Source organism: Flavobacterium sp. HSC-61S13 (genome assembly GCF_024171535.1).
GTDB lineage: Bacteria > Bacteroidota > Bacteroidia > Flavobacteriales > Flavobacteriaceae > Flavobacterium.
Map to the genome: position 1 here is coordinate 219,745 of NZ_JALJZV010000006.1, position 19,566 is coordinate 239,310.

General features: G+C 36.8%; 20 protein-coding genes. 13 read left to right on the forward strand and 7 right to left on the reverse strand.

Translation table 11 applies throughout. The features are described from left to right. The first annotated feature begins 51 nt into the window (after positions 1–51). The 6 genes from L1275_RS08225 (at position 52) to L1275_RS08250 (ending at position 4,581) form a co-directional block, all read left to right on the forward strand. Positions 52–642, forward strand: coding sequence for a TetR/AcrR family transcriptional regulator (locus L1275_RS08225; protein ID WP_253471688.1), 591 nt, complete (start codon positions 52–54; stop codon positions 640–642). 76 nt (positions 643–718) lie between these two features. After that, positions 719–1,177 (forward strand): hypothetical protein, encoded by a 459-nt coding sequence (locus L1275_RS08230; RefSeq protein ID WP_253471690.1) that lies wholly within the window; start codon positions 719–721, stop codon positions 1,175–1,177. A gap of 13 nt (positions 1,178–1,190) precedes the next feature. Continuing rightward, on the forward strand, positions 1,191–2,189 hold the full coding sequence (locus L1275_RS08235) for a hypothetical protein (RefSeq protein ID WP_253471692.1): 999 nt from the start codon (positions 1,191–1,193) through the stop codon (positions 2,187–2,189). 10 nt (positions 2,190–2,199) lie between these two features. Continuing rightward, positions 2,200–2,505, forward strand: coding sequence for a DUF3817 domain-containing protein (locus tag L1275_RS08240; RefSeq protein ID WP_253471694.1), 306 nt, complete (start codon positions 2,200–2,202; stop codon positions 2,503–2,505). A 755-nt stretch (positions 2,506–3,260) separates the two neighbouring features. Further along, the gene (locus tag L1275_RS08245) at positions 3,261–4,034 is read left to right on the forward strand and encodes a glucose 1-dehydrogenase (protein ID WP_253471696.1); all 774 of its coding nucleotides are present in this window, start codon (positions 3,261–3,263) and stop codon (positions 4,032–4,034) included. A 163-nt stretch (positions 4,035–4,197) separates the two neighbouring features. Then, positions 4,198–4,581, forward strand: coding sequence for a hypothetical protein (locus tag L1275_RS08250; RefSeq protein WP_253471698.1), 384 nt, complete (start codon positions 4,198–4,200; stop codon positions 4,579–4,581). 131 nt (positions 4,582–4,712) lie between these two features. On the opposite strand, the gene L1275_RS08255 is transcribed toward L1275_RS08250, so the two are convergent. From L1275_RS08255 to L1275_RS08275, 5 genes are all read right to left on the reverse strand, one after another. Beyond that, positions 4,713–4,931 carry a hypothetical protein gene (locus tag L1275_RS08255; RefSeq protein ID WP_253471700.1) on the reverse strand — a complete coding sequence of 73 codons (219 nt, stop codon included), beginning with the start codon at positions 4,929–4,931 and terminating at the stop codon, positions 4,713–4,715. Between the two features lie 440 nt (positions 4,932–5,371). Further along, positions 5,372–6,844 carry an IMP dehydrogenase gene (guaB, locus tag L1275_RS08260; RefSeq protein ID WP_219294698.1) on the reverse strand — a complete coding sequence of 491 codons (1,473 nt, stop codon included), beginning with the start codon at positions 6,842–6,844 and terminating at the stop codon, positions 5,372–5,374. Between the two features lie 57 nt (positions 6,845–6,901). After that, the gene (locus tag L1275_RS08265) at positions 6,902–7,765 is read right to left on the reverse strand and encodes a hydroxymethylglutaryl-CoA lyase (protein WP_253471702.1); all 864 of its coding nucleotides are present in this window, start codon (positions 7,763–7,765) and stop codon (positions 6,902–6,904) included. A 90-nt stretch (positions 7,766–7,855) separates the two neighbouring features. Next, the gene (locus L1275_RS08270) at positions 7,856–8,473 is read right to left on the reverse strand and encodes a LysE family translocator (RefSeq protein WP_253471704.1); all 618 of its coding nucleotides are present in this window, start codon (positions 8,471–8,473) and stop codon (positions 7,856–7,858) included. 5 nt (positions 8,474–8,478) lie between these two features. Beyond that, on the reverse strand, positions 8,479–9,498 hold the full coding sequence (locus L1275_RS08275) for a quinone-dependent dihydroorotate dehydrogenase (protein ID WP_253471706.1): 1,020 nt from the start codon (positions 9,496–9,498) through the stop codon (positions 8,479–8,481). A gap of 267 nt (positions 9,499–9,765) precedes the next feature. On the opposite strand from L1275_RS08275, the gene L1275_RS08280 reads away from it, so the two are divergent. The 5 genes from L1275_RS08280 (at position 9,766) to L1275_RS08300 (ending at position 15,901) form a co-directional block, all read left to right on the forward strand. Further along, positions 9,766–10,191, forward strand: a complete 426-nt coding sequence (locus L1275_RS08280) for a VOC family protein (protein ID WP_253471708.1) — start codon at positions 9,766–9,768, stop codon at positions 10,189–10,191. 94 nt (positions 10,192–10,285) lie between these two features. Beyond that, positions 10,286–10,855 (forward strand): toxin-antitoxin system YwqK family antitoxin, encoded by a 570-nt coding sequence (locus L1275_RS08285; protein ID WP_253471710.1) that lies wholly within the window; start codon positions 10,286–10,288, stop codon positions 10,853–10,855. A gap of 344 nt (positions 10,856–11,199) precedes the next feature. After that, a complete protein-coding gene (locus L1275_RS08290) occupies positions 11,200–13,734 on the forward strand; it encodes a heavy metal translocating P-type ATPase (RefSeq protein ID WP_253471712.1) in 2,535 nt (844 codons plus the stop codon). A gap of 277 nt (positions 13,735–14,011) precedes the next feature. Then, entirely contained in the window at positions 14,012–15,094 is a 1,083-nt protein-coding gene (gene gcvT / locus L1275_RS08295; RefSeq protein ID WP_253471714.1) for a glycine cleavage system aminomethyltransferase GcvT, read from the forward strand. A 96-nt stretch (positions 15,095–15,190) separates the two neighbouring features. Beyond that, positions 15,191–15,901 carry a YebC/PmpR family DNA-binding transcriptional regulator gene (locus L1275_RS08300; RefSeq protein WP_253471721.1) on the forward strand — a complete coding sequence of 237 codons (711 nt, stop codon included), beginning with the start codon at positions 15,191–15,193 and terminating at the stop codon, positions 15,899–15,901. Positions 15,902–15,995: 94 nt separating this feature from the next. On the opposite strand, the gene L1275_RS08305 is transcribed toward L1275_RS08300, so the two are convergent. Further along, the gene (locus L1275_RS08305; protein ID WP_253471723.1) at positions 15,996–16,271 is read right to left on the reverse strand and encodes an ATP-dependent Clp protease adaptor ClpS; all 276 of its coding nucleotides are present in this window, start codon (positions 16,269–16,271) and stop codon (positions 15,996–15,998) included. Positions 16,272–16,282: 11 nt separating this feature from the next. Continuing rightward, a complete protein-coding gene (gene prmA, locus L1275_RS08310) occupies positions 16,283–17,122 on the reverse strand; it encodes a 50S ribosomal protein L11 methyltransferase (RefSeq protein ID WP_253471725.1) in 840 nt (279 codons plus the stop codon). Between the two features lie 115 nt (positions 17,123–17,237). Here prmA and L1275_RS08315 point away from each other — a divergent pair, with 115 nt between their 5' ends. After that, positions 17,238–18,461, forward strand: a complete 1,224-nt coding sequence (locus L1275_RS08315; protein WP_253471727.1) for a porin — start codon at positions 17,238–17,240, stop codon at positions 18,459–18,461. Positions 18,462–19,276: 815 nt separating this feature from the next. Then, positions 19,277–19,566 (forward strand): transposase (locus L1275_RS08320; RefSeq protein WP_253471729.1); only part of this gene is annotated, 290 nt, incomplete at its 3' end.

Here is a 19,566-nt window from a genome sequence, read left to right on the forward strand (position 1 = left end):
ACAATCAACTGAAATTTCTTACTTTGTAAAACATACCGAATAGTATTTAATATGAAAAAAGCTAACATTACTCGACTTAATATACTCCATAAAGCCTACGAATTAATCTATATAAACGGCTATCAAACGACTAGTATTGATGATATCTTAGCAACAACACAGGTTACCAAGGGAGCTTTCTATTATCATTTCAAGAGTAAAGATGAAATGGGAATAGCAATAATTCAGGAAATACTCCAACCAGAATTCATAAGCCAGATCACAAAAATTTTGAGCGCACCGACAAATCCGTTAGACGCTATTTATAACATGATCAGTCATTTATTGTCGGACCAAACTTTTTTAAAGATAGATCAAGGCTGTCCGATTGCCAATTTTATTCAAGAAATGGCACCGAAAAACATGCTTTTCTCTAAAACTTTACAGCAACTAACACAAGAATGGCAGAATATTATTGTTGAAAGCCTCGAAAAAGCTAAAATTCAAAAGAGCTTAAATTCTGATTTACCATCAGATGCGCTGGCTATTTTTGTTATATCCAGCTATTGGGGTATTCGGAATTTTGGGAGAATGGAATCCGAAAATAAATATTACCAAGCCTATCTTTTACAATTAAAAAATTACCTAAATTCTCTTAGGTAATTTTTTTAGTTAAAAAACATACCAGTTAGTATGTTTTTATTATACCTTTGCTTTATTAACCTTTAAAGCATGGAATATGTCACTTGTTTTTTTGCACTCCGCAGTTCGGTGGTTGTTATTAGTATTTCTCCTATACGCCATTTTTATATCCTATATCGGTTATAGATTCCAACGACTATACACTATTCACCACAACCAAATTCGTCATTGGACTGCCACCCTAGCTCACCTACAGTTGATATTGGGTTTAATACTCTACATCCGCAATCCGATGACAACTTACTTCTGGAAAAACCTAAGCCTCTCCACAACGGATTTAAATATACTTTTTTATGGACTTTTACATCCTTTATCGATGTTTATAGTCGTTGTATTGCTTACTATTGGATCTTCTTTGGCAAAGCGAAAGCTAGAGGCTAAAAACAAGCATCAAACCGTATTTATATGGTTTTTGATTTCCTTGATTCTTATTTTTATATGCATTCCGTGGCCTTTTTCGCCTTTATCACAAAGACCTTATCTACGCGACCTCTAACTGCTAAAAAAACATGAAGAAATCGACCATTATATTAGTCATACTCTTAATAATTCCATCAGTGATAGTGCTATTTTATAACAATGCAAGACATCCCCAAATCGTAGAGACTGTAACTTTCCATCAAAAGCTTACGCATTATAAACTGTTTAAAGGTCCACTTGCCGATTTAAATCCTACCGATAATGCTATTACTTACGAACTATCTTCCGAATTATTTACAGATTATGCGCAAAAGCAAAGATTCATCGTCCTGCCTGATGGGGAGAAAATCCAATCTACTGGACAGGGGCTTCCTGTTTTCCCAGAGGGGACTTTGATTGCCAAGACTTTTTTCTATCAACACAGTATTAAACATCATAATTCCAAATATATCGTTGAAACCCGATTACTAATCAAAAAAGATTCGCAGTGGAATGCAGCGACCTATCAGTGGAATGAAACTCAGGACGAAGCCCTATTGATTCTCAAAGGTGAAAAGGTCCCGATTCTATTTAAAGATCACGAAGGAAATATCAAAGAGATAAACTACCAAATCCCGTCAAAAGAGGCATGCATCACTTGTCACCGTCAAAATGATCAACTGGTTCCAATAGGTCCGAAGGTTCAAAATTTGGGACGTATGGTAAATTTACAAAATCGAGAGACGAATGAGTTAAAGTTCCTTCAGCATGAAGGGGTATTGGCGCTAAATAACAAAAACTTAAGTTCATCATTAGTAGCTTATAACGATACAGCAGCCCCGATAGATAAAAGAGCCCGAGCCTATCTAGACATCAATTGCGCACATTGCCACAATCCCAGCGGCACAGCCAATTTTACGCTAATAGACTTGCGTTATGAAACGCCTTTTAAGCAAACAGGAATTAAAATAAAACAAGGAAAAATCGGTATGCGAATGGCCGTTCTGGGCGAAATGCACATGCCGAAGTTAGGAACTACTGTCATCGACAAAGAAGGACTTAAGTTAGTATTAGATTACATAAAAACCTTAGATCAACATAACAAATAAAAAAATTACCATGAAACATTTATTAAAAAATTCCGTAGGTCAACTACGATTAATCGCTCTATTAGAGGGAACTTCTTTACTTCTTCTTTTGTTCGTTGCAATGCCATTAAAATATTTTTTTGACTTCGCACAGGCAACACAGTATATGGGAATGATACACGGAGGGCTATTCCTGCTTTTTATTTTCAATACATTTAGCATGTCTATCGAAAAAAAATGGGGTTTTAAGAATACCACTTGTAAAATACTCGTAGCCTGCGTAATTCCCTTTGGGACTTTTTATATTGACAAAACAATCTTATCAAAACTTCAGTAATAACATGTCTTCGATCAGTGAATAATGACCACAAGATCTGCTCAAATTTCGACACTCAACAAAACCTTAAACTTGATAAGTGAAGAAAAATGACAGGAAGTCTTATAGCAGTAATTGAATGCTATATTCTCGAACTGGCAATAGACGGAAAATATTTTGAAAACATTCACTTATAGTATGAAAGAGCCAAACTTTTGGACAAACCTTTTACGAAAATTCGAGCACTATATATCGAGATAACAGCGACTAAAAAATAAAAATATACTACAGCTTAAAACAGCCTTTCCAAATTGGGGAAAATAACTGCCAAAAAAACTATAACTTAAGCTGCAATAGACAAAGAATAGATCGATTATATACTATATGATCCCCATTAAGGTTAGAACCATAAAAATGGTTTTGCCGATTCTATGACCGTCTGTTTAAATTATATGAAAAACAGGCTATCAGCCAGATAACCTCCCTATTAATAGAACTTTTTCACGGAATTCATCTGTTGCGGTCGTACCTACTTTATTTCGTCCAATCAGCCATAGTCCATTGATTAACAACCATTTTAAATTTAACAATCACATTATAATGGCTTCATTTGGAGCAGGTATGAATATTAATTCCCTACTTTATCAAATAGTTTAGACTCTTAAGTCAAAAACAATTTATTTTTATAAAAAAAACGAATAAATCGCATTTATTTTGTAAATTGTATAAATTAAGCGTCTAGCTATTCTTCATTAAAAAAATATTTATTATAAAATATGGATACGTCAAAACTCTTCAATTTAACTGGAAAAACAGCTGTAGTAACCGGTGGTGCAGCTGGAATAGGAAAAGCCAGTTGTCAAATATTAGCAGCTTATGGCGCTCAAGTGGTTGTCTCGGACTACAATTTAGAAGCGGCACAGCAAACGGCTGACGAGATCCAAAAAAGTGGTGGAAAGGCTTTGGCTATTCACTGTGATGTCACGAAAGACGAAGCTCTTGTTAACTTGGTAGATCAAACGATTTCAGCTTACGGGGGAATACATATTTTGGTCAACAATGTCGGCGGTGGTGGAGCAGGCAGAGAAAATCCTGAAAAGATAGATGTAGCTCAATTTGCCAAAGTATTTGAAATGAACGTTTTTAGTATGTGGAGGTTGTGTCAATTAGTAGCACCACATATGAAAAAAGCAGGTTATGGCAGTATCGTCAATATTTCTTCTATGGCTTCCATCAATACCAGTCCAGCTATTAGCGCTTATGCGTCGTCTAAAGCAGCTGTAAACCATATGACCAGAAACATTGCCTTTGATTACGGTCCCGAAATCCGCGTCAATGCCATCGGACCAGGTGCTGTTAGAACTCATGCCCTAAGCACGGTTTTAACTCCAGAGATAGAGAAACGCATGCTTCAACATACCCCCTTACAAAGATTAGGTGAACCCGAAGATATTGCTGGAGCTGTGTTGTATTTTGCAGCGCCTATATCGAGTTGGACAAGCGGGCAAGTACTGTTTGTCAATGGTGGTGGTGTACAAACTTTGGATTAGAATTAAGCTGGCAAATTCGTGAAAATGCAACAAAAAATACATTATACACTATAAAATCACATTTTTCTTCAGCGCTAAACTGCTGAAAAACTTACTTTTAAGCACATATATATAAAATAAATTTTGCGTATCTTTAATTATAAACACACAAAACCTTTTAGCTATGAAAAAGATTTTATTTATATGGGTTGTATTGAGTGTTACCTACTCTTGTTCAATCGCCCAAAACACTAGAGAAAAGGCTTCTAAAACAGCAGTGGTTAATAACGACGAAAAAAATAAAGCTGTCGAGAAGGACAATGTTTGTTTACTTACCGACAATGATGAACTTAGAAGTTTGGCCGATGGAAAAATAACCCATCCTACCAGTATTCCAAGAGTCAAAAAAGACATTTCTCAATTGACTTCTTGCGCTATAGCAAACATCAAAATAATCAGTGGTAAAGACGCTGGAAATACAGCCGAGTACATTGCCTGTGTCTGTGGTACGAAAATGACTTTTAAGGCCGACTACTCGATAAATATTAAAACGGTTACGGAATTATAAAGATTTTTATAAGAACAATAAACTAAAAAAGTGAGATTATAGTCTCACTTTTTTTATGAAAATCCTTGATCTGAAATTTACAGTAGATTCTTAAAACGGTAACCTTTAAAATCCAAACACAAAACAATTCCTTAAGATGTAGCGTATTTTGTTTTCTTTCCAGAAGTATAATATTTTAGAATATAAATAATAGCACCTAAAAATGGCAAGGCAAGTATAATTGTCTTCCAGTAGTTTTCTTTTAGCTTTTTACTGTCTTGATTATACAGTAAACTCAATGCCCAAATCAACGAGATTGTATATAATAAAGAACCATAAAATACTTGGTTTTGTGAGACCATTGTTTCCATAAGTAATTGCGTTATTAAGTTAGCTTGTTAATCAATCTTATTATCTGAAACAAAGGTATTTAATATCGCGAAGGTGGGTGTTTCTAATGTATTAATTATTAGTTACTAAAAGATTAACATATGTTAATCTTTTAGAGTGTTTAACCGCCATTAAATAGATTTTTAACTGAATTTTAAGTTAAAAACAAACTAATAATCAACAATATTATACAATACACCTAAACCTTATTTCAACATATTACGAACTTATGCATTGGCTACCGCTAAGTGTAACAAAAATGCTTTTTCAAACGATAATCACGTAATTCACACACAAATATATTTTCCGTTTATGCATCCCAAAATTATTTTATCATGTCGCAGTTCGGCAAGGTATTAATAGAAAAAGACAGCCACATCAAAACTGATGTGGCTGTCTCTATAAATTATAAATTCAGAAATTATCTTGAATAATTCGGAGCTTCTTTAGTAATGGTCACATTATGTGGGTGACTTTCACCGATACCCGAAGCGGTTAAACGGATAAAACGAGAAGTTTTTTGAAGTGTTTTCACGTCTTTAGCTCCACAGTAACCCATACCAGCACGTAGTCCTCCAATGAATTGTTGCATGCTTTCATCCAACTCTCCTTTATACGGAACACGCCCTACGATACCTTCCGGTACCAATTTTTTTACATCGTCTTCAACATCTTGGAAATAACGGTCTTTAGATCCTTCTTTCATCGCTTCAACCGATCCCATACCACGGTATGATTTGAATTTTCTACCTTCAAAAATAATGGTTTCACCCGGAGATTCCTTAGTACCTGCTAACATCGATCCCAACATCACACAGTCAGCACCTGCCGCTAAGGCTTTAGGAATATCTCCTGTATAACGAATTCCTCCATCACCAATAACTGGAATTCCCGTTCCTTCCAAAGCCGCAGCTACTTCCAAAATAGCTGAGAATTGAGGAAAACCAACTCCTGCCACTACTCTTGTCGTACAGATCGATCCAGGTCCAATTCCCACCTTAACCGCATCAGCACCATTTTCAACTAAAAATAAAGCCGCTTCTGGAGTAGCGATATTTCCAACCACTACGTCAATCTGAGGAAAGTTGCTCTTAACGTCTTTTAAGACACTAATTACACCTTTGGAATGTCCGTGAGCTGTATCGATAATCAAGGCGTCTACTCCCGCCGCAACCAGTGCAGCGGCACGTTCAACAGCGTCGGCAGTTACTCCTAATGCAGCAGCTACGCGAAGTCTACCAAATTTATCTTTATTGGCATTCGGTTTTTGTGTCAGTTTGGTAATATCTCTAAAAGTGATTAATCCCACTAATTGATAGTTACTATTGACTACAGGAAGTTTTTCGATTTTGTTTTCTTGAAGTATCCCTTCAGCTTCAGGTAAAGTTGTTCCCTCTGCCGCTGTCACTATATTTTCTTTGGTCATCACTTCCAAAATAGAACGTTCGTTTATCTTTTCAAAACGAAGATCGCGATTGGTTACAATTCCCTTTAATACCATATTCTCATCAACTACTGGAATACCACCAATACCATATTCGGCCATGGCTCTTTTAGCATCACCAACATTAGCAGATAAAGGCAAAGTCACTGGATCGATAATCATACCAGACTCCGCACGTTTAACCTTGCGAACTTCAGCAGCTTGCTGTTCTATAGTCATGTTTTTATGCAACACACCGATACCTCCCTCACGAGCCATAGCGATAGCCATAGCGCTTTCAGTAACCGTATCCATAGCAGCAGAAACTATAGGAACATTTAAAGTAATGTTTTTGGAAAATTTTGATTTAATACTTACCTCTCTCGGTAAGATCTCTGAGTAACTTGGAATTAACAATACATCGTCGTATGTTAATCCTTCTCCTATGATTTTAGCTGTATGTGCTTTCATTGCAATTTGTAGTTGAATTGCACGCAAATTTAGCGTTTTTAAATCAAATAAAAAAGATTAATGATAAAAATTAAAAATTTTTAACGCTTCGTTATACGAACTTTCAAATGACATCGCACTCAGGTTGGTATCTACCTTGTTTGCAGTAAAATAACTCAACATTTTTTCGGTAGGCATATTACCGGTCAAGTCATCTTTGGCCATCGGGCAACCGCCATATCCCTTTATCGCTCCGTCAAATCTCAGACAACCCGCTTTATAAGCCGCATCTATTTTTTCAAACCAACGGTCCGGAGTCGTGTGTAAATGGGCACCAAATTCAATATTCGGGTATTTTGGGATCAAATTTGAAAACAAATAATCGATCACCTCCGGCGTAGAACTCCCTACTGTATCCGAAAGCGATAGTATCTTAACTCCCATATTCGAAAGCTTTTCTGTCCATTCTCCTACAATATCCACATTCCAAGGATCTCCATAAGGATTTCCAAATCCCATCGATAGATAAGCCACCACCTCTTTATCGCATTTTGCAGCAATATTCAAGATTTCTTGCAGTGTTACTAAAGATTCTGCTATGGTTTTATGCGTGTTTCGCATCTGAAAGTTTTCAGAAATAGAAAAAGGAAAACCTAAATATTTAATTTCCTTGTGTTCAGAAGCCAATTCTGCTCCACGCGTATTAGCAATTATCGCCAATAACTTACTTGGAGTTTTAGACAAATCCAATTGCGCCAATAATTCAGCGGTATCCTGCATTTGAGGAATCGCCTTAGCGGATACAAAACTCCCAAAGTCAATGGTATCAAACCCAACTCTTAATAGAGATTGGATATACTGTACCTTCTTTTCAGTGGGTATAAACATCTTAATGCCTTGCATCGCATCACGAGGGCATTCTATAATTTTTACTGGCTTCATAGGTTTTCAAAGATATAGGAAAGATATTTATTGTGCAAAAGAAAATTCGGGTATAGGCATTCGAGAAAAAGCTTATTTACGACTACCTTTTTAAAGTAAAATATAAATTCCTAATCCTGTAAAAACAACAATCTGCATCCATTTTAAAAAGGAATTGAAGGCATGATTGTTTTTTAAAACGTCTGTAAGCTGGGAGGCAATAATACTTACCGTAGTAAAAACCACCAATGTCTGGGTAATAAAAACCAATCCTAAAGTAAAAACTTGCGTTCTTACACTACCTGCATTTTCCGAGATAAAAGTTGGAAATAAGGCCAAAAAGAACATCATTACTTTCGGATTCATTATATTCATCAAGAGCCCCTGACGTACAAAGCCCATAAAAGACTTTTCAACAGCATTTTTATCTTCACGAACCAATATATCCTCAGTATGATAGACCTTATAAGACAACCAAAACAGATATGCGGCTCCCATAATTTTGACCGTCGTAAAAATCAGATCTGAACCGATAATCAAACTCGAAACACCAAAGGCAAAGAGCGCTAAGTGAAACACCAAACCCCCTATTTGTCCCAAAGTTGTCGCAATACCGTATTTACTTCCTCGAGTAATACTCTGAGAAAGTACATACAGTATGTCTGGGCCAGGAGTTAGAATCAACACCAAACTAGTCACAAAAAAAGTAAGTAAAACTTCTGAAGCCATTTGTTCTATTTTTTCGCTAAAATTGCTTGGTTAATCGATTTTATTAAGGCAGGACCCTCATAGATAAAGCCGGTATATAACTGTACTAAACTTGCACCTGCTTCTAATTTCTCTATCGCATCCTCGGCCGTATGAATTCCCCCCACTCCAATTATAGGAAAGGAACGATGGCTTTTTTCCGATAAAAAACGAATAACCTCTGTACTTCTTTTGGCCAGTGGTTTACCGCTCAATCCCCCCATCTCAGCCTGCTCTGGAGATAATAGATGGTCTCTAGAAATGGTTGTATTCGTAGCAATTACACCTGCGATTTTTGTTTCATCTACTATTTCAATGATATCCAATAATTGGTCGTCTGTCAAATCCGGCGCTATTTTAAGCAATATCGGTTTGGGTGATTTCTTTTTCGAGTTTTTATTTTGTAAAGCATGTAAAAGTGCTTTTAAAGGCTCTTTATCCTGTAAGGCTCTTAAGTTCGGGGTATTGGGTGAACTCACATTCACGACAAAATAATCTACATGATCAAACAAAGTTTCAAAACAAATTTCATAGTCACTAATAGCGTCTTCATTGGCAGTTAATTTGTTTTTCCCGATATTCCCACCAATTAAGGTTCCCTTATTCTTTTTTAAGCGAGTAACCGCTGCATCAACACCCCCATTATTAAACCCCATTCGGTTAATAATGCCTTTGTCGGCTTTTAAACGAAATAATCTCTTTTTTGGATTCCCCTCTTGTGGCTTTGGAGTTAGTGTTCCGATTTCAATAAATCCAAAACCAAAGTTTTCCAATTCCGAAAACATCGCCGCATCTTTATCCAATCCAGCAGCCAATCCAACCGGATTTTTAAACTTCAATCCAAAAACCTCTCGCTCCAATCGAGGGTCATTTAACTGACAAAAACTTCTAATCATACTAGATACACCCGGAATCTTATTGATCCAACGCACCGAAAAAAAAGTAAAATGATGAACTTTTTCCGGATCAAACTTAAATAGTATCGGACGAATAAGGGTTTTGTACATAATATGGAAGTTAGTGTTGTATTTTTTTGCAAAAATAATGAAAATTCACCACCATTAGGTAATTTTTCACCAAAGAATTAATGGATTTTAAATAGTTGATAAACCGGCTTTAGTGCATCGGCTAGCGATTCCAAAAAAAAACTTTTTTAACGCTATTTTTCCTGTTTAAACTCAAGAATATTAACTTATTAAAAAAATTTTTCTTATCTTTAAAATAACAAAAATAAAACCAACACAAGTCAAATACTATTTGAAAAACAACATCCGATGACAACTATTAACCCCTATTTGCATTTTGATGGAAATTGCGAACAAGCATTTTCATTCTACCACAGCGTCTTTGGCGGAACATTATCTAAAATAACCCGCTTTAATGACTTCCCTTCTGATATCCCATTAACAGCTGAAGAAGGCAAACGCGTATTGCATGTATTACTCCCCATCAACCCAACGACTACTTTGATTGGCAGTGATCAATCCCTACATTTTGATCCTGAATTAAAAGTAGGAAACAACGTTTCTATCGCTGTAAACGTACCCTCAGAAGAAGAAGCACAACGCCTCTTTAGCGAATTATCCGACAAAGGCACCATCACTACCCCGTTAGAAAAAACATTTTGGGGGGCCTGGTTTGGTATGTTCACCGATCAGTTTGGAATCCATTGGATGATCAGTCACGACAACAAACAATAAGGATTTGTCTGGATAAAGAGCTGAGAACTAGAACACCATATCTCCCTCGATTAAATCAGACCCGTAAATTAAACCCCGTAAAAATCAAAAACTTTTGACACCGTCTTTTAAAACGATTAGCTTATCCATTGCAGCTGTGTTTTTCCAAAACAGTTATAGCCAACACCTTTCTACAGCATCAGATTACAGCTCCGAAGCACACAAAATACAAACCGAAGTCGGCGAAGTCGTCAATGGCAAACAAAACGGGCTATGGTGTCTTTATGAAAACGGTATATTGCAACGTGAAAGCCATTATGTACATGGCGTAGCTAATGGTCGATGGATTTGGTATTACCCCAATGGATCTATTGAAACTGTGGCTACTTACCAAATGGGTTATAAAAAAGGCCCACAGGTCTCGTACTTCGAAAACGGTCATAGAGCGTCAGACGGCCATTATGAAGGCGAAGATCGCGACGGCTTATGGTGCGATTACGCTCCTGATGACCCTTCATACACCCTGTCAACATACAAAAAAGGCCAATTGGACGGCAATTATAAAAAATACGATAAAGACGGCATTTTAAGAGAAGAAGGCTATTTTAAAAATAATGTAAAAAGCGGCATTTGGGAGCATTACGACACCTTGGGACAGCACACCCAAACGCAGACGTTTAGATAAAATCACAATTATTGATTCGAGGCCAAATCTCTGATCCTAATTTTCAACAGTAACCACATTCCCTCTATAAAAAAGACATGTGCTATTTACCACTCACTATCGCAGAAAGATGAAACGATCGACTAAACCGTACTTCAACTGCGCTTTCCCCTTCTCCCGTTAGCCTTTTTTGGGTTAACTTTTGGATTAGCCTTTTCATTCAGCCTCTAAATGGACCATATTTTCTTTCATATTCGCAAAGTCTAACAGCCTATCCGGATATGGATTATCTTTAGTAACTTTACCTATTTAAGCGTTAAAACCATTTAAGTAATTTTATCAATTAACCACTTGAGAGAAATATAATGAAAAAAACATATAAAATCACAGGAATGACCTGCAACGGTTGTCGCACAAAAGTAGAAGACACCCTAAATAATATAGAAGGAATTCAGGCTACGGTAACTCTTGAAAATGGTCAAGCCGATATCGAGATGGAACAAGTCATAAGCACCGAAGAACTGCAAAAAGCCTTATTTGCAAAAGGCGACTATGTCATTCAAGAAATCATAACACACGAAGATGGTACTCAAGAAGTACTAGCAGCTGTACCTGTCGATCATAAAACCCATGAAGTCGAAGTCCCCAAAAGCATGAGCGATCACGCCGGTAAATATTTTTGCCCCATGTTATGCGAAGGAGACAAAATCTACGACACCAATGTCGGTTGTCCGATTTGCGGGATGAATCTCGAGCAGATTCCCGCCAAAAAGATCGTTAAAACCGTTTACTATTGCCCCATGTTGTGCGAAGGCGACAAAACCTATGACCAACCGGGATCTTGTCCAAAATGTGGTATGGATTTAGTTCCTAAAACCCTTTCGATAGAACCGGAAGACACTACCTATAAAGACTTGCTTAAAAAGCTAAAAATAGCTACCGCTTTTACCGTACCCATTTTCATCCTTTCCATGGGTGATATGCTGCCGGGCAATCCCGTATCTAAAATGATTCCGCACCAGATAGCCAACTACATCCAATTGCTATTCTGTCTGCCGGTAATCTACGTGACCTGGATGTTTTTTGAACGCGCTTGGACGTCGTTTAAAACATGGAACCTAAACATGTTTAGTTTAATTGGTTTAGGTACTGCCGCAGGTTTTTTATTCAGCTTAATTGCGATGTTTTTCCCCTCCATATTTCCCGAAGATTTTCGCGGCGAACACGGTACTATTCATTTGTATTTTGAGTCGGTAGCGGTTATTTTAACCTTGGTACTTGTCGGACAAGTAATGGAAGCTAAGGCACATAGCAGAACCAGTGGAGCCATTAAAGAATTACTCAAGCTCTCCCCTACAGAAGCTACTTTAATTACCGAACATGGAGATGAGATAATAGATATTGAAAAAATTGAAATCGGTTTTAAACTTCGCGTTAAACCCGGAGAAAAAATACCCGTAGACGGTGTTATTATCGAAGGCGAAAGCAGTATAGACGAGGCCATGATTACCGGAGAACCCATTCCTGTTGTAAAAAAAGCAACAGATAAAGTAATCGCAGGAACGATCAACGCCAACCAAAGCTTTATCATGCAAGCCGAAAAAGTTGGTAGCGACACCTTATTAGCCAAAATTATTGAGATGGTTAATACGGCCAGTCGCTCCCGAGCTCCGATCCAAAAACTAGCTGATAAGGTCGCTAAATATTTTGTACCCACCGTGATTGCAATTGCCGTAATTACTTTTGGAATTTGGTACATTTGGGGACCAGACCCTAAAATGGTGTATGCCTTTGTCAATGCTTTAGCCGTATTAATTATTGCATGCCCTTGCGCACTGGGTTTAGCTACTCCCATGTCGATCATGGTCGGCATTGGTAAAGGAGCCCAAAATGGCATCCTAATTAAAAATGCCGAGGCATTAGAAATCAGCAATAAAATCAATGTTTTAATCACGGATAAAACCGGTACACTAACCGAAGGAAAACCGTCCATAGAAAAAATAGTTCCATTTTCATCAAGCTATTCCGAACAAGAATTGCTGCAACTAACCGCTTCCTTAAACCAAAATAGTGAACATCCTTTAGCGCGCTCCTTTACAAAACTCGCCCAAGAGAAAGGAATTTCTTTAAATCCAGTAAAAATGTTTATCTCGCAAACTGGTAAGGGCATTCAAGGTTTAGTAAACGGCAAAAAGATTTCATTAGGCAATCGAGCATTAATGAAAGAAATCAATGGGGTTTTAGATCCACAAATGGCCTTAGCAGTCAACCAGCAGCAAAGTCTCGGTAAAACGGTTTCTTATATTGCGGAAGGTTCTGAAATATTAGGCTATGTCGTTTTATATGACAAAATAAAACCCAGTAGTAAAAAGGCCGTTCAAGATTTACAGAATCAAGGTATCGAAGTCATTATGATTACCGGCGATAATAAAAATACCGCTTTAGCCGTAGCCAAAGAGCTCGGTATCCACAACTTTTTAGCAGAAGCCTTACCACAAGATAAATTAGCTGAAATAAAAAAACTTCAGCAAAGCGGAAAAATCGTTGCCATGGCTGGAGACGGAATCAATGATGCCCCTGCCCTTGCACAATCCAACATCGGAATATCGATGGGAACAGGAACCGATGTTGCTATAGAAAGCTCCGAAATCACCTTGCTTAAAGGAGATCTCGATGGTATTCCCAAAGCGATTAAACTCAGTCATGCCGTAATGAAAAACATTAAACAAAACTTGTTTTTTGCCTTTTTCTATAATACGATAGGAATCCCCATTGCTGCAGGTATTCTATATCCCGTTTTTGGAATCGTTTTATCTCCTATGATTGCCGCTTTAGCCATGAGTTTTAGTTCGGTATCGGTTATCTTGAATTCATTACGTCTCAGAAATACAATAATCTAATTTTCTGGAAATTCATTAATAAAATACAATGCCCCATCGGATTGATGGGGTATTTCATTTTATTGCGTCACTTATCATCAGGTTGTGCAACAAAATCTGTTTCCAATACAACTGCTAAATTGTACTTCATAGAACACTGAAAGATATTGAGAATCAAGTCGAACAAAAAAAAACCTACTTTACGATCCTAGACAACGAATTCTTTAGCTAAATCCATTTTTTATGAACTAAAAATTGGTTATTTTAGCGCCCTTAATCAATTTGTCACACAACTACCATGAAACACGTTACTCTAAATCACATACACGAAGCCTTAGGCGCTAAAATGGTTCCTTTCGCAGGATTTTCTATGCCAGTTCAATACGAAGGTGTAAACATTGAACACGAAACCATCCGTAATGGTGTGGGAGTATTTGATGTTTCGCATATGGGGCTATTCAAAATATCTGGACCTAATGCTTTAGCTTTAGTTCAAAAGGTAACCTCCAATGACGCTTCGACTTTAACAAACGGAAAAGCTCAATATTGTTATTTTCCAAATGAAACAGGCGGTGTTATCGATGACATCATCACTTATAAAGTAAACGACGAAGAGTATCTAATGGTTGTTAACGCTTCCAACATTGAAAAAGACTGGAACTGGGTTTCTTCTCACAATAATGTAGGGGCGGTTTTAGAAAATCTTTCAGACTCGTATTCCCTTTTAGCTATACAAGGACCAAAAGCGATTGAAGCCATGCAAAGCTTAGCTACTATCGATTTAGCAGCTATTAAATTTTACCACTTTGAAACAACAACTTTCGCAGGCGTAGATAACGTTATTATTTCTGCAACCGGATATACCGGTTCTGGAGGATTTGAGATCTATGTAAAAAATGAAGATGTTGAAAAAATCTGGAATAAAGTTTTTGAAGCTGGAGCAGCTTGGGGAATCAAACCTATTGGTTTAGCAGCAAGAGATACTTTAAGATTGGAGATGGGGTATTGCCTTTACGGAAACGAAATCACAGACGAAACATCTCCTTTAGAAGCGGGATTGGGATGGGTAACTAAATTCACTAAAGAATTTATAAACTCCGAAAATCTAAAAGCAGAGAAAGAAGCAGGTTTGAAAAACAAATTAGTTGGTTTTGAATTGATCGATAGAGGAATTCCTCGTCACGATTATGAAATCGTAAACAAAGAAGGTGCAGTTATTGGAAAAGTAACTTCAGGTACGATGTCGCCATCCTTAAACAAAGGTATTGGTATGGGATATGTTCCTGTAGAATATGCTAAAGAAGGTAGCGAAATCTTTATTAGAATTAGAAAAAATGATATCGCGGCACAAGTAGTTAAAACACCTTTTTATAAAAAATAAAAATACTAAAGGAGGATTTATATCCTCCTTTTTTGTAAAATAAAAATTAATTACCCGTATTTTTGTACTCCAAAAATGATTAAAAAGCAATAAGAAATGGGAAGAGCGTTTGAATTTAGAAAAAACAGAAAGCTAAAACGTTGGTCTGCAATGGCAAAAACGTTTACTAGAATAGGAAAGGATATCGTCATGGCCGTTAAAGAAGGCGGACCTAATCCCGATTCCAACTCTCGTTTACGCGCAGTTATTCAAAATGCCAAAGCGGCAAACATGCCCAAAGAAAACGTAGAAAGAGCTATTAAGAAAGCATCTGATAAGGATACTGCCAATTATAAAGAAGTTCTTTTTGAAGGATATGCACCACACGGAATCGCTATTCTAATCGAAACAGCTACGGATAATAACAATAGAACCGTTGCCAATATCAGAAGTTACTTTAACAAATGTAACGGTACCTTTGGAACTCAAGGTTCAGTAGAATTCATGTTTGACCATACTTGTAATTTTAGAATACCCAAAAATGACAGTATCGATTTAGAGGAATTTGAATTGGAATTGATCGATTTTGGAATTGATGAAATATTTGACGACGAAGATGGTATCATGATCTACGCTCCTTTTGAAAGCTTTGGCGCCATTCAAAAAGAACTCGAAGCAAGAGGTATCGAAATACTTTCATCAGGTTTTGATCGTATTCCACAAATCACCAAAGAACTTACTGAAGAGCAAATTGCCGATGTAGAAAAATTATTAGAACGCATAGAAGAAGATGAAGACGTTCAAAACGTTTTCCATACCATGGCTTAATATCAATTTGCATATATAAAGAAAAGAGCATTCCAAAACTGGAATGCTCTTTTCTTTTCAGCAATTTCTTAGCCTTCTCAGAATAAGCTAAATATTACATGATCTCGGCACTTAAGCCCGCATCTAGCAACTGCAAACACAGTGGTTTCAATTCCTTAAAAGAACCGGTTTTAACCGTACAACGTCCTTTATAATGAACCAATACCGCACATTGCTCTGCCTGCTCAGGAGCGTGATCACAAACGCGTATTAAGGTATCAATTACATGATCAAACGTATTCACATCATCGTTGTATAAAACAATTTCACTTAAACCATCTATCAATTCTGAAACCTCAATATCCTCTAATATTTTTTCCTTGGTACTCATTTTTTATTCTTTTATGCTTTATTAAATTTCAGAGAAACCCAATTGTTTTTTTCCAATTGATTCACATAAACCAATCCACACTTCTCTGCCTCCTCTTTTATATATGGAATATCTTCTGTGTAAAAACCACTAAAATAGATAGATCCTCCAGATTTCAAACAATTTACATAGGTAGACATATCGTTTAACAATATATTTCTATTGATATTCGCTAAGATAATATCGTACTTCTGTTCTTTGGTCAAAATACTCGCATCACCTTCATATACATCAATATTCGTGCAATTATTACGCTCGGCATTTTCAATAGAATTCAAATAACACCAATTGTCTATATCGATTGCATCCACATGTTTTGCGCCGCGCATCGCAGCTAGTATACCTAAGATTGCCGTTCCACAACCCATATCCAACACCACTTTATCAGTCATGTCGTTTTGCAGTATATGACGAATCATCATAAAGGTTGTTTCGTGATGCCCAGTACCAAAACTCATTTTAGGTTCAATCACGATATCATACTGAGCTTCCGTTTTTTCATGAAAAGGTGCTCTCACATAACAAACCCCATCAACATCTATAGGATTAAAATTCTTCTCCCACTCTTCATTCCAATTAACCTGCTCAATATCTTCAACGGTATAACTGATTTTAAAATCTGCCGAGTCCAAAATTTGAACCCCATCTAAAATAGCTTCACTCCAAAGTGATTTTTGAACATAAGCTGATACTCCAGTTTCGGATTCTTCGAAACTCTCAAATGCTTTTTCTGCTAGTTCAGCAATTAAAATTTCAGTTCCTAACTCTCTAGGCTCCACTTCAAAACGGTATGCGATATACGATACTTCCATAAAATTTACTTTCTTAACACTCCCTTAACAATCACTTAATTCGCTGGTAACAATTTGTTGATCTACGTAGCGAAAATAAGTTTAGTTTTGTGCATGTAAATTTAAAAAATATAAAATGAAAAAGGCATACATCTTAATTTTTATCTTTTTTGGCTTAATTGCTCATGCTCAGGTATTTAAAAAAAGTGAAGTCAACAATGATTTGAAATTGTCTTCATTACCATACTACAGCTACGGAAAAGGACTCGGAATGACTTCAGCCGACAGTATCTTCCAATTAAATATCCGCTTTCGAATGCAGAATCGAATCACCTATATGGAAAAAGATGGTGAAGAAGGTGCTTACGATGCACAAATCCGAAGACTTCGCTTACGTTTTGACGGTTATGTAGGAAATCCTCATTTCCTCTACGTATTACAACTTTCCTTTGCACCAGGAGATGTAGGTGAAATCGAAGAAGGAAAAAATATAAATATTATTAGAGATGCCGCGCTTATCTATCGTCCCAATCAACATTGGAGTTTTACTTTCGGGCAAACCAAACTTCCCGGAAACAGACAACGCGTTAATTCTTCAGGAGCTCTACAACTTACCGATAGATCTATCAATAACGCCAAGTTTAATTTAGATCGTGATTTTGGTATTCAAGCTTACTACTTACAAGAACACAAAGATGCTTTCTCTTACAACATAAAAACGGCGGTTTCCAGTGGACAAGGAAGGAATTGGACTGGTACTGCTACCAACGTAGCACTCACCGGGAAATTAGAACTACTACCTTTTGGTACCTTCTCCAAAGACGGTGCTTATTTTGAAGGAGATTTATCCCGTGAACAAGATCCTAAACTAATGTTATCAGGAACCTATCACCAAAACAACAATGCGAATTTATCACAAGGACAGCTAGGAGATCTATTGTATGAACCACGACGCTTTAACGCCTTATTGCTTGACGGGATTTTTAAATACAACGGTTGGGCTGCGATGATGTCATATATGAATAGAATGACTGACGATCCAATTACTTATGGAATCGATGACAAGGGGGCAGTAGCAAGTAATTTTGTATTTGCAGGCCACGGTATGGACTATCAACTAAGTTATGTATTCCCGAGCGACTATGAAATTATCGGCCGTTTTTCTACACAGAAAGTACAGGACGAACTATTTGATAGAAATATACCCAACACCAATCAATACAGTATCGGTGTCACCAAATATTTATGGGAACACGCCTTTAAAATTCAGACCGAATTAACATTCGATGAACTTCGTTACCAATCGGGAAACCAAAAAAACAATTGGTATTTACGAGTACAATTCGAAATAGGAATATAAATTAATGACATAAAAGAAAGCAAAAGCTACCCTAATCAGGTAGCTTTTTTTTGCATCTATTTGAAATATTTCGAAGATTGTTGATCAAATAACCCAAAAATTAAACGCTTCTATCATGTCACCCCTACGGGGTTGCACGAAACGATACATCATCTAGAATTATGTCACCCCTACGGGGTTATATGAAAACGATACATTATATACAATTATGTCACCGCTGCGGGGTTCTGCGAAACGATACATCATCTACAATTATATCACCCCTACGGGGTTCTACGGAAACGAAACATTATATACAATTATGTCACCGCTGCGGGGTTATATGAAAACGATACATTATATACAATTATGTCACCGCTGCGGGCTTCTGCGAAACGATACATTATCTAGAATTATGTCACCCCTACGGGGTTATATGAAAACCATACATTATATACAATTATGTCACCCCTACGGGGTTCTAAGAAAAAGAAACATCATTTTCAAATATCGCATTAACGAAGCCCTTTTGTTTTATCACAAACCCCGTAACGTATAATCGCTATAAAAAGACAAACACATTAAAAACTCGTGAGTCGATGTTCGAAAATCGGGATTCGACTATCGAAAATCGAATCACGAAAACCCCGTAGGGGTGAAATGATTCTGAAGCCTATACGCAAATACCCCCATTCGCTTATAAGCCAAAAGTCCCTAATCAATAAAGATTAGGGACTTTTGGTTCGTGAGTCATTGTTCGTAAGTCGATGTTCGAAAATCGTGATTCGAAAATCGTGTACGTCCCTGATATAGGTTGACCTAAAAAATCAATTTATATGAAAGCAAATATTCAAGTCATTAAGAAGCAGCGCGTTTATAGTGTTGAATTTAAGCGAGAGATCGTCTCTCAATTTGAATCCGGAAGTTATAGTGTAATACAACTTTCAAAACTTTATGAAATTTCTAATTCCTTAATTTACGATTGGATCTATAAATTTTCTAATTTTAATGAAAAAGGTCAAAGAGTAGTAGAGATGAAAGCAAGTAGTAGTGAAAAATTAAAGGCATTAGAAAAGCGTATCAAAGAATTAGAGCGTGCCGTAGGTCAAAAACAGATTAAAATCGA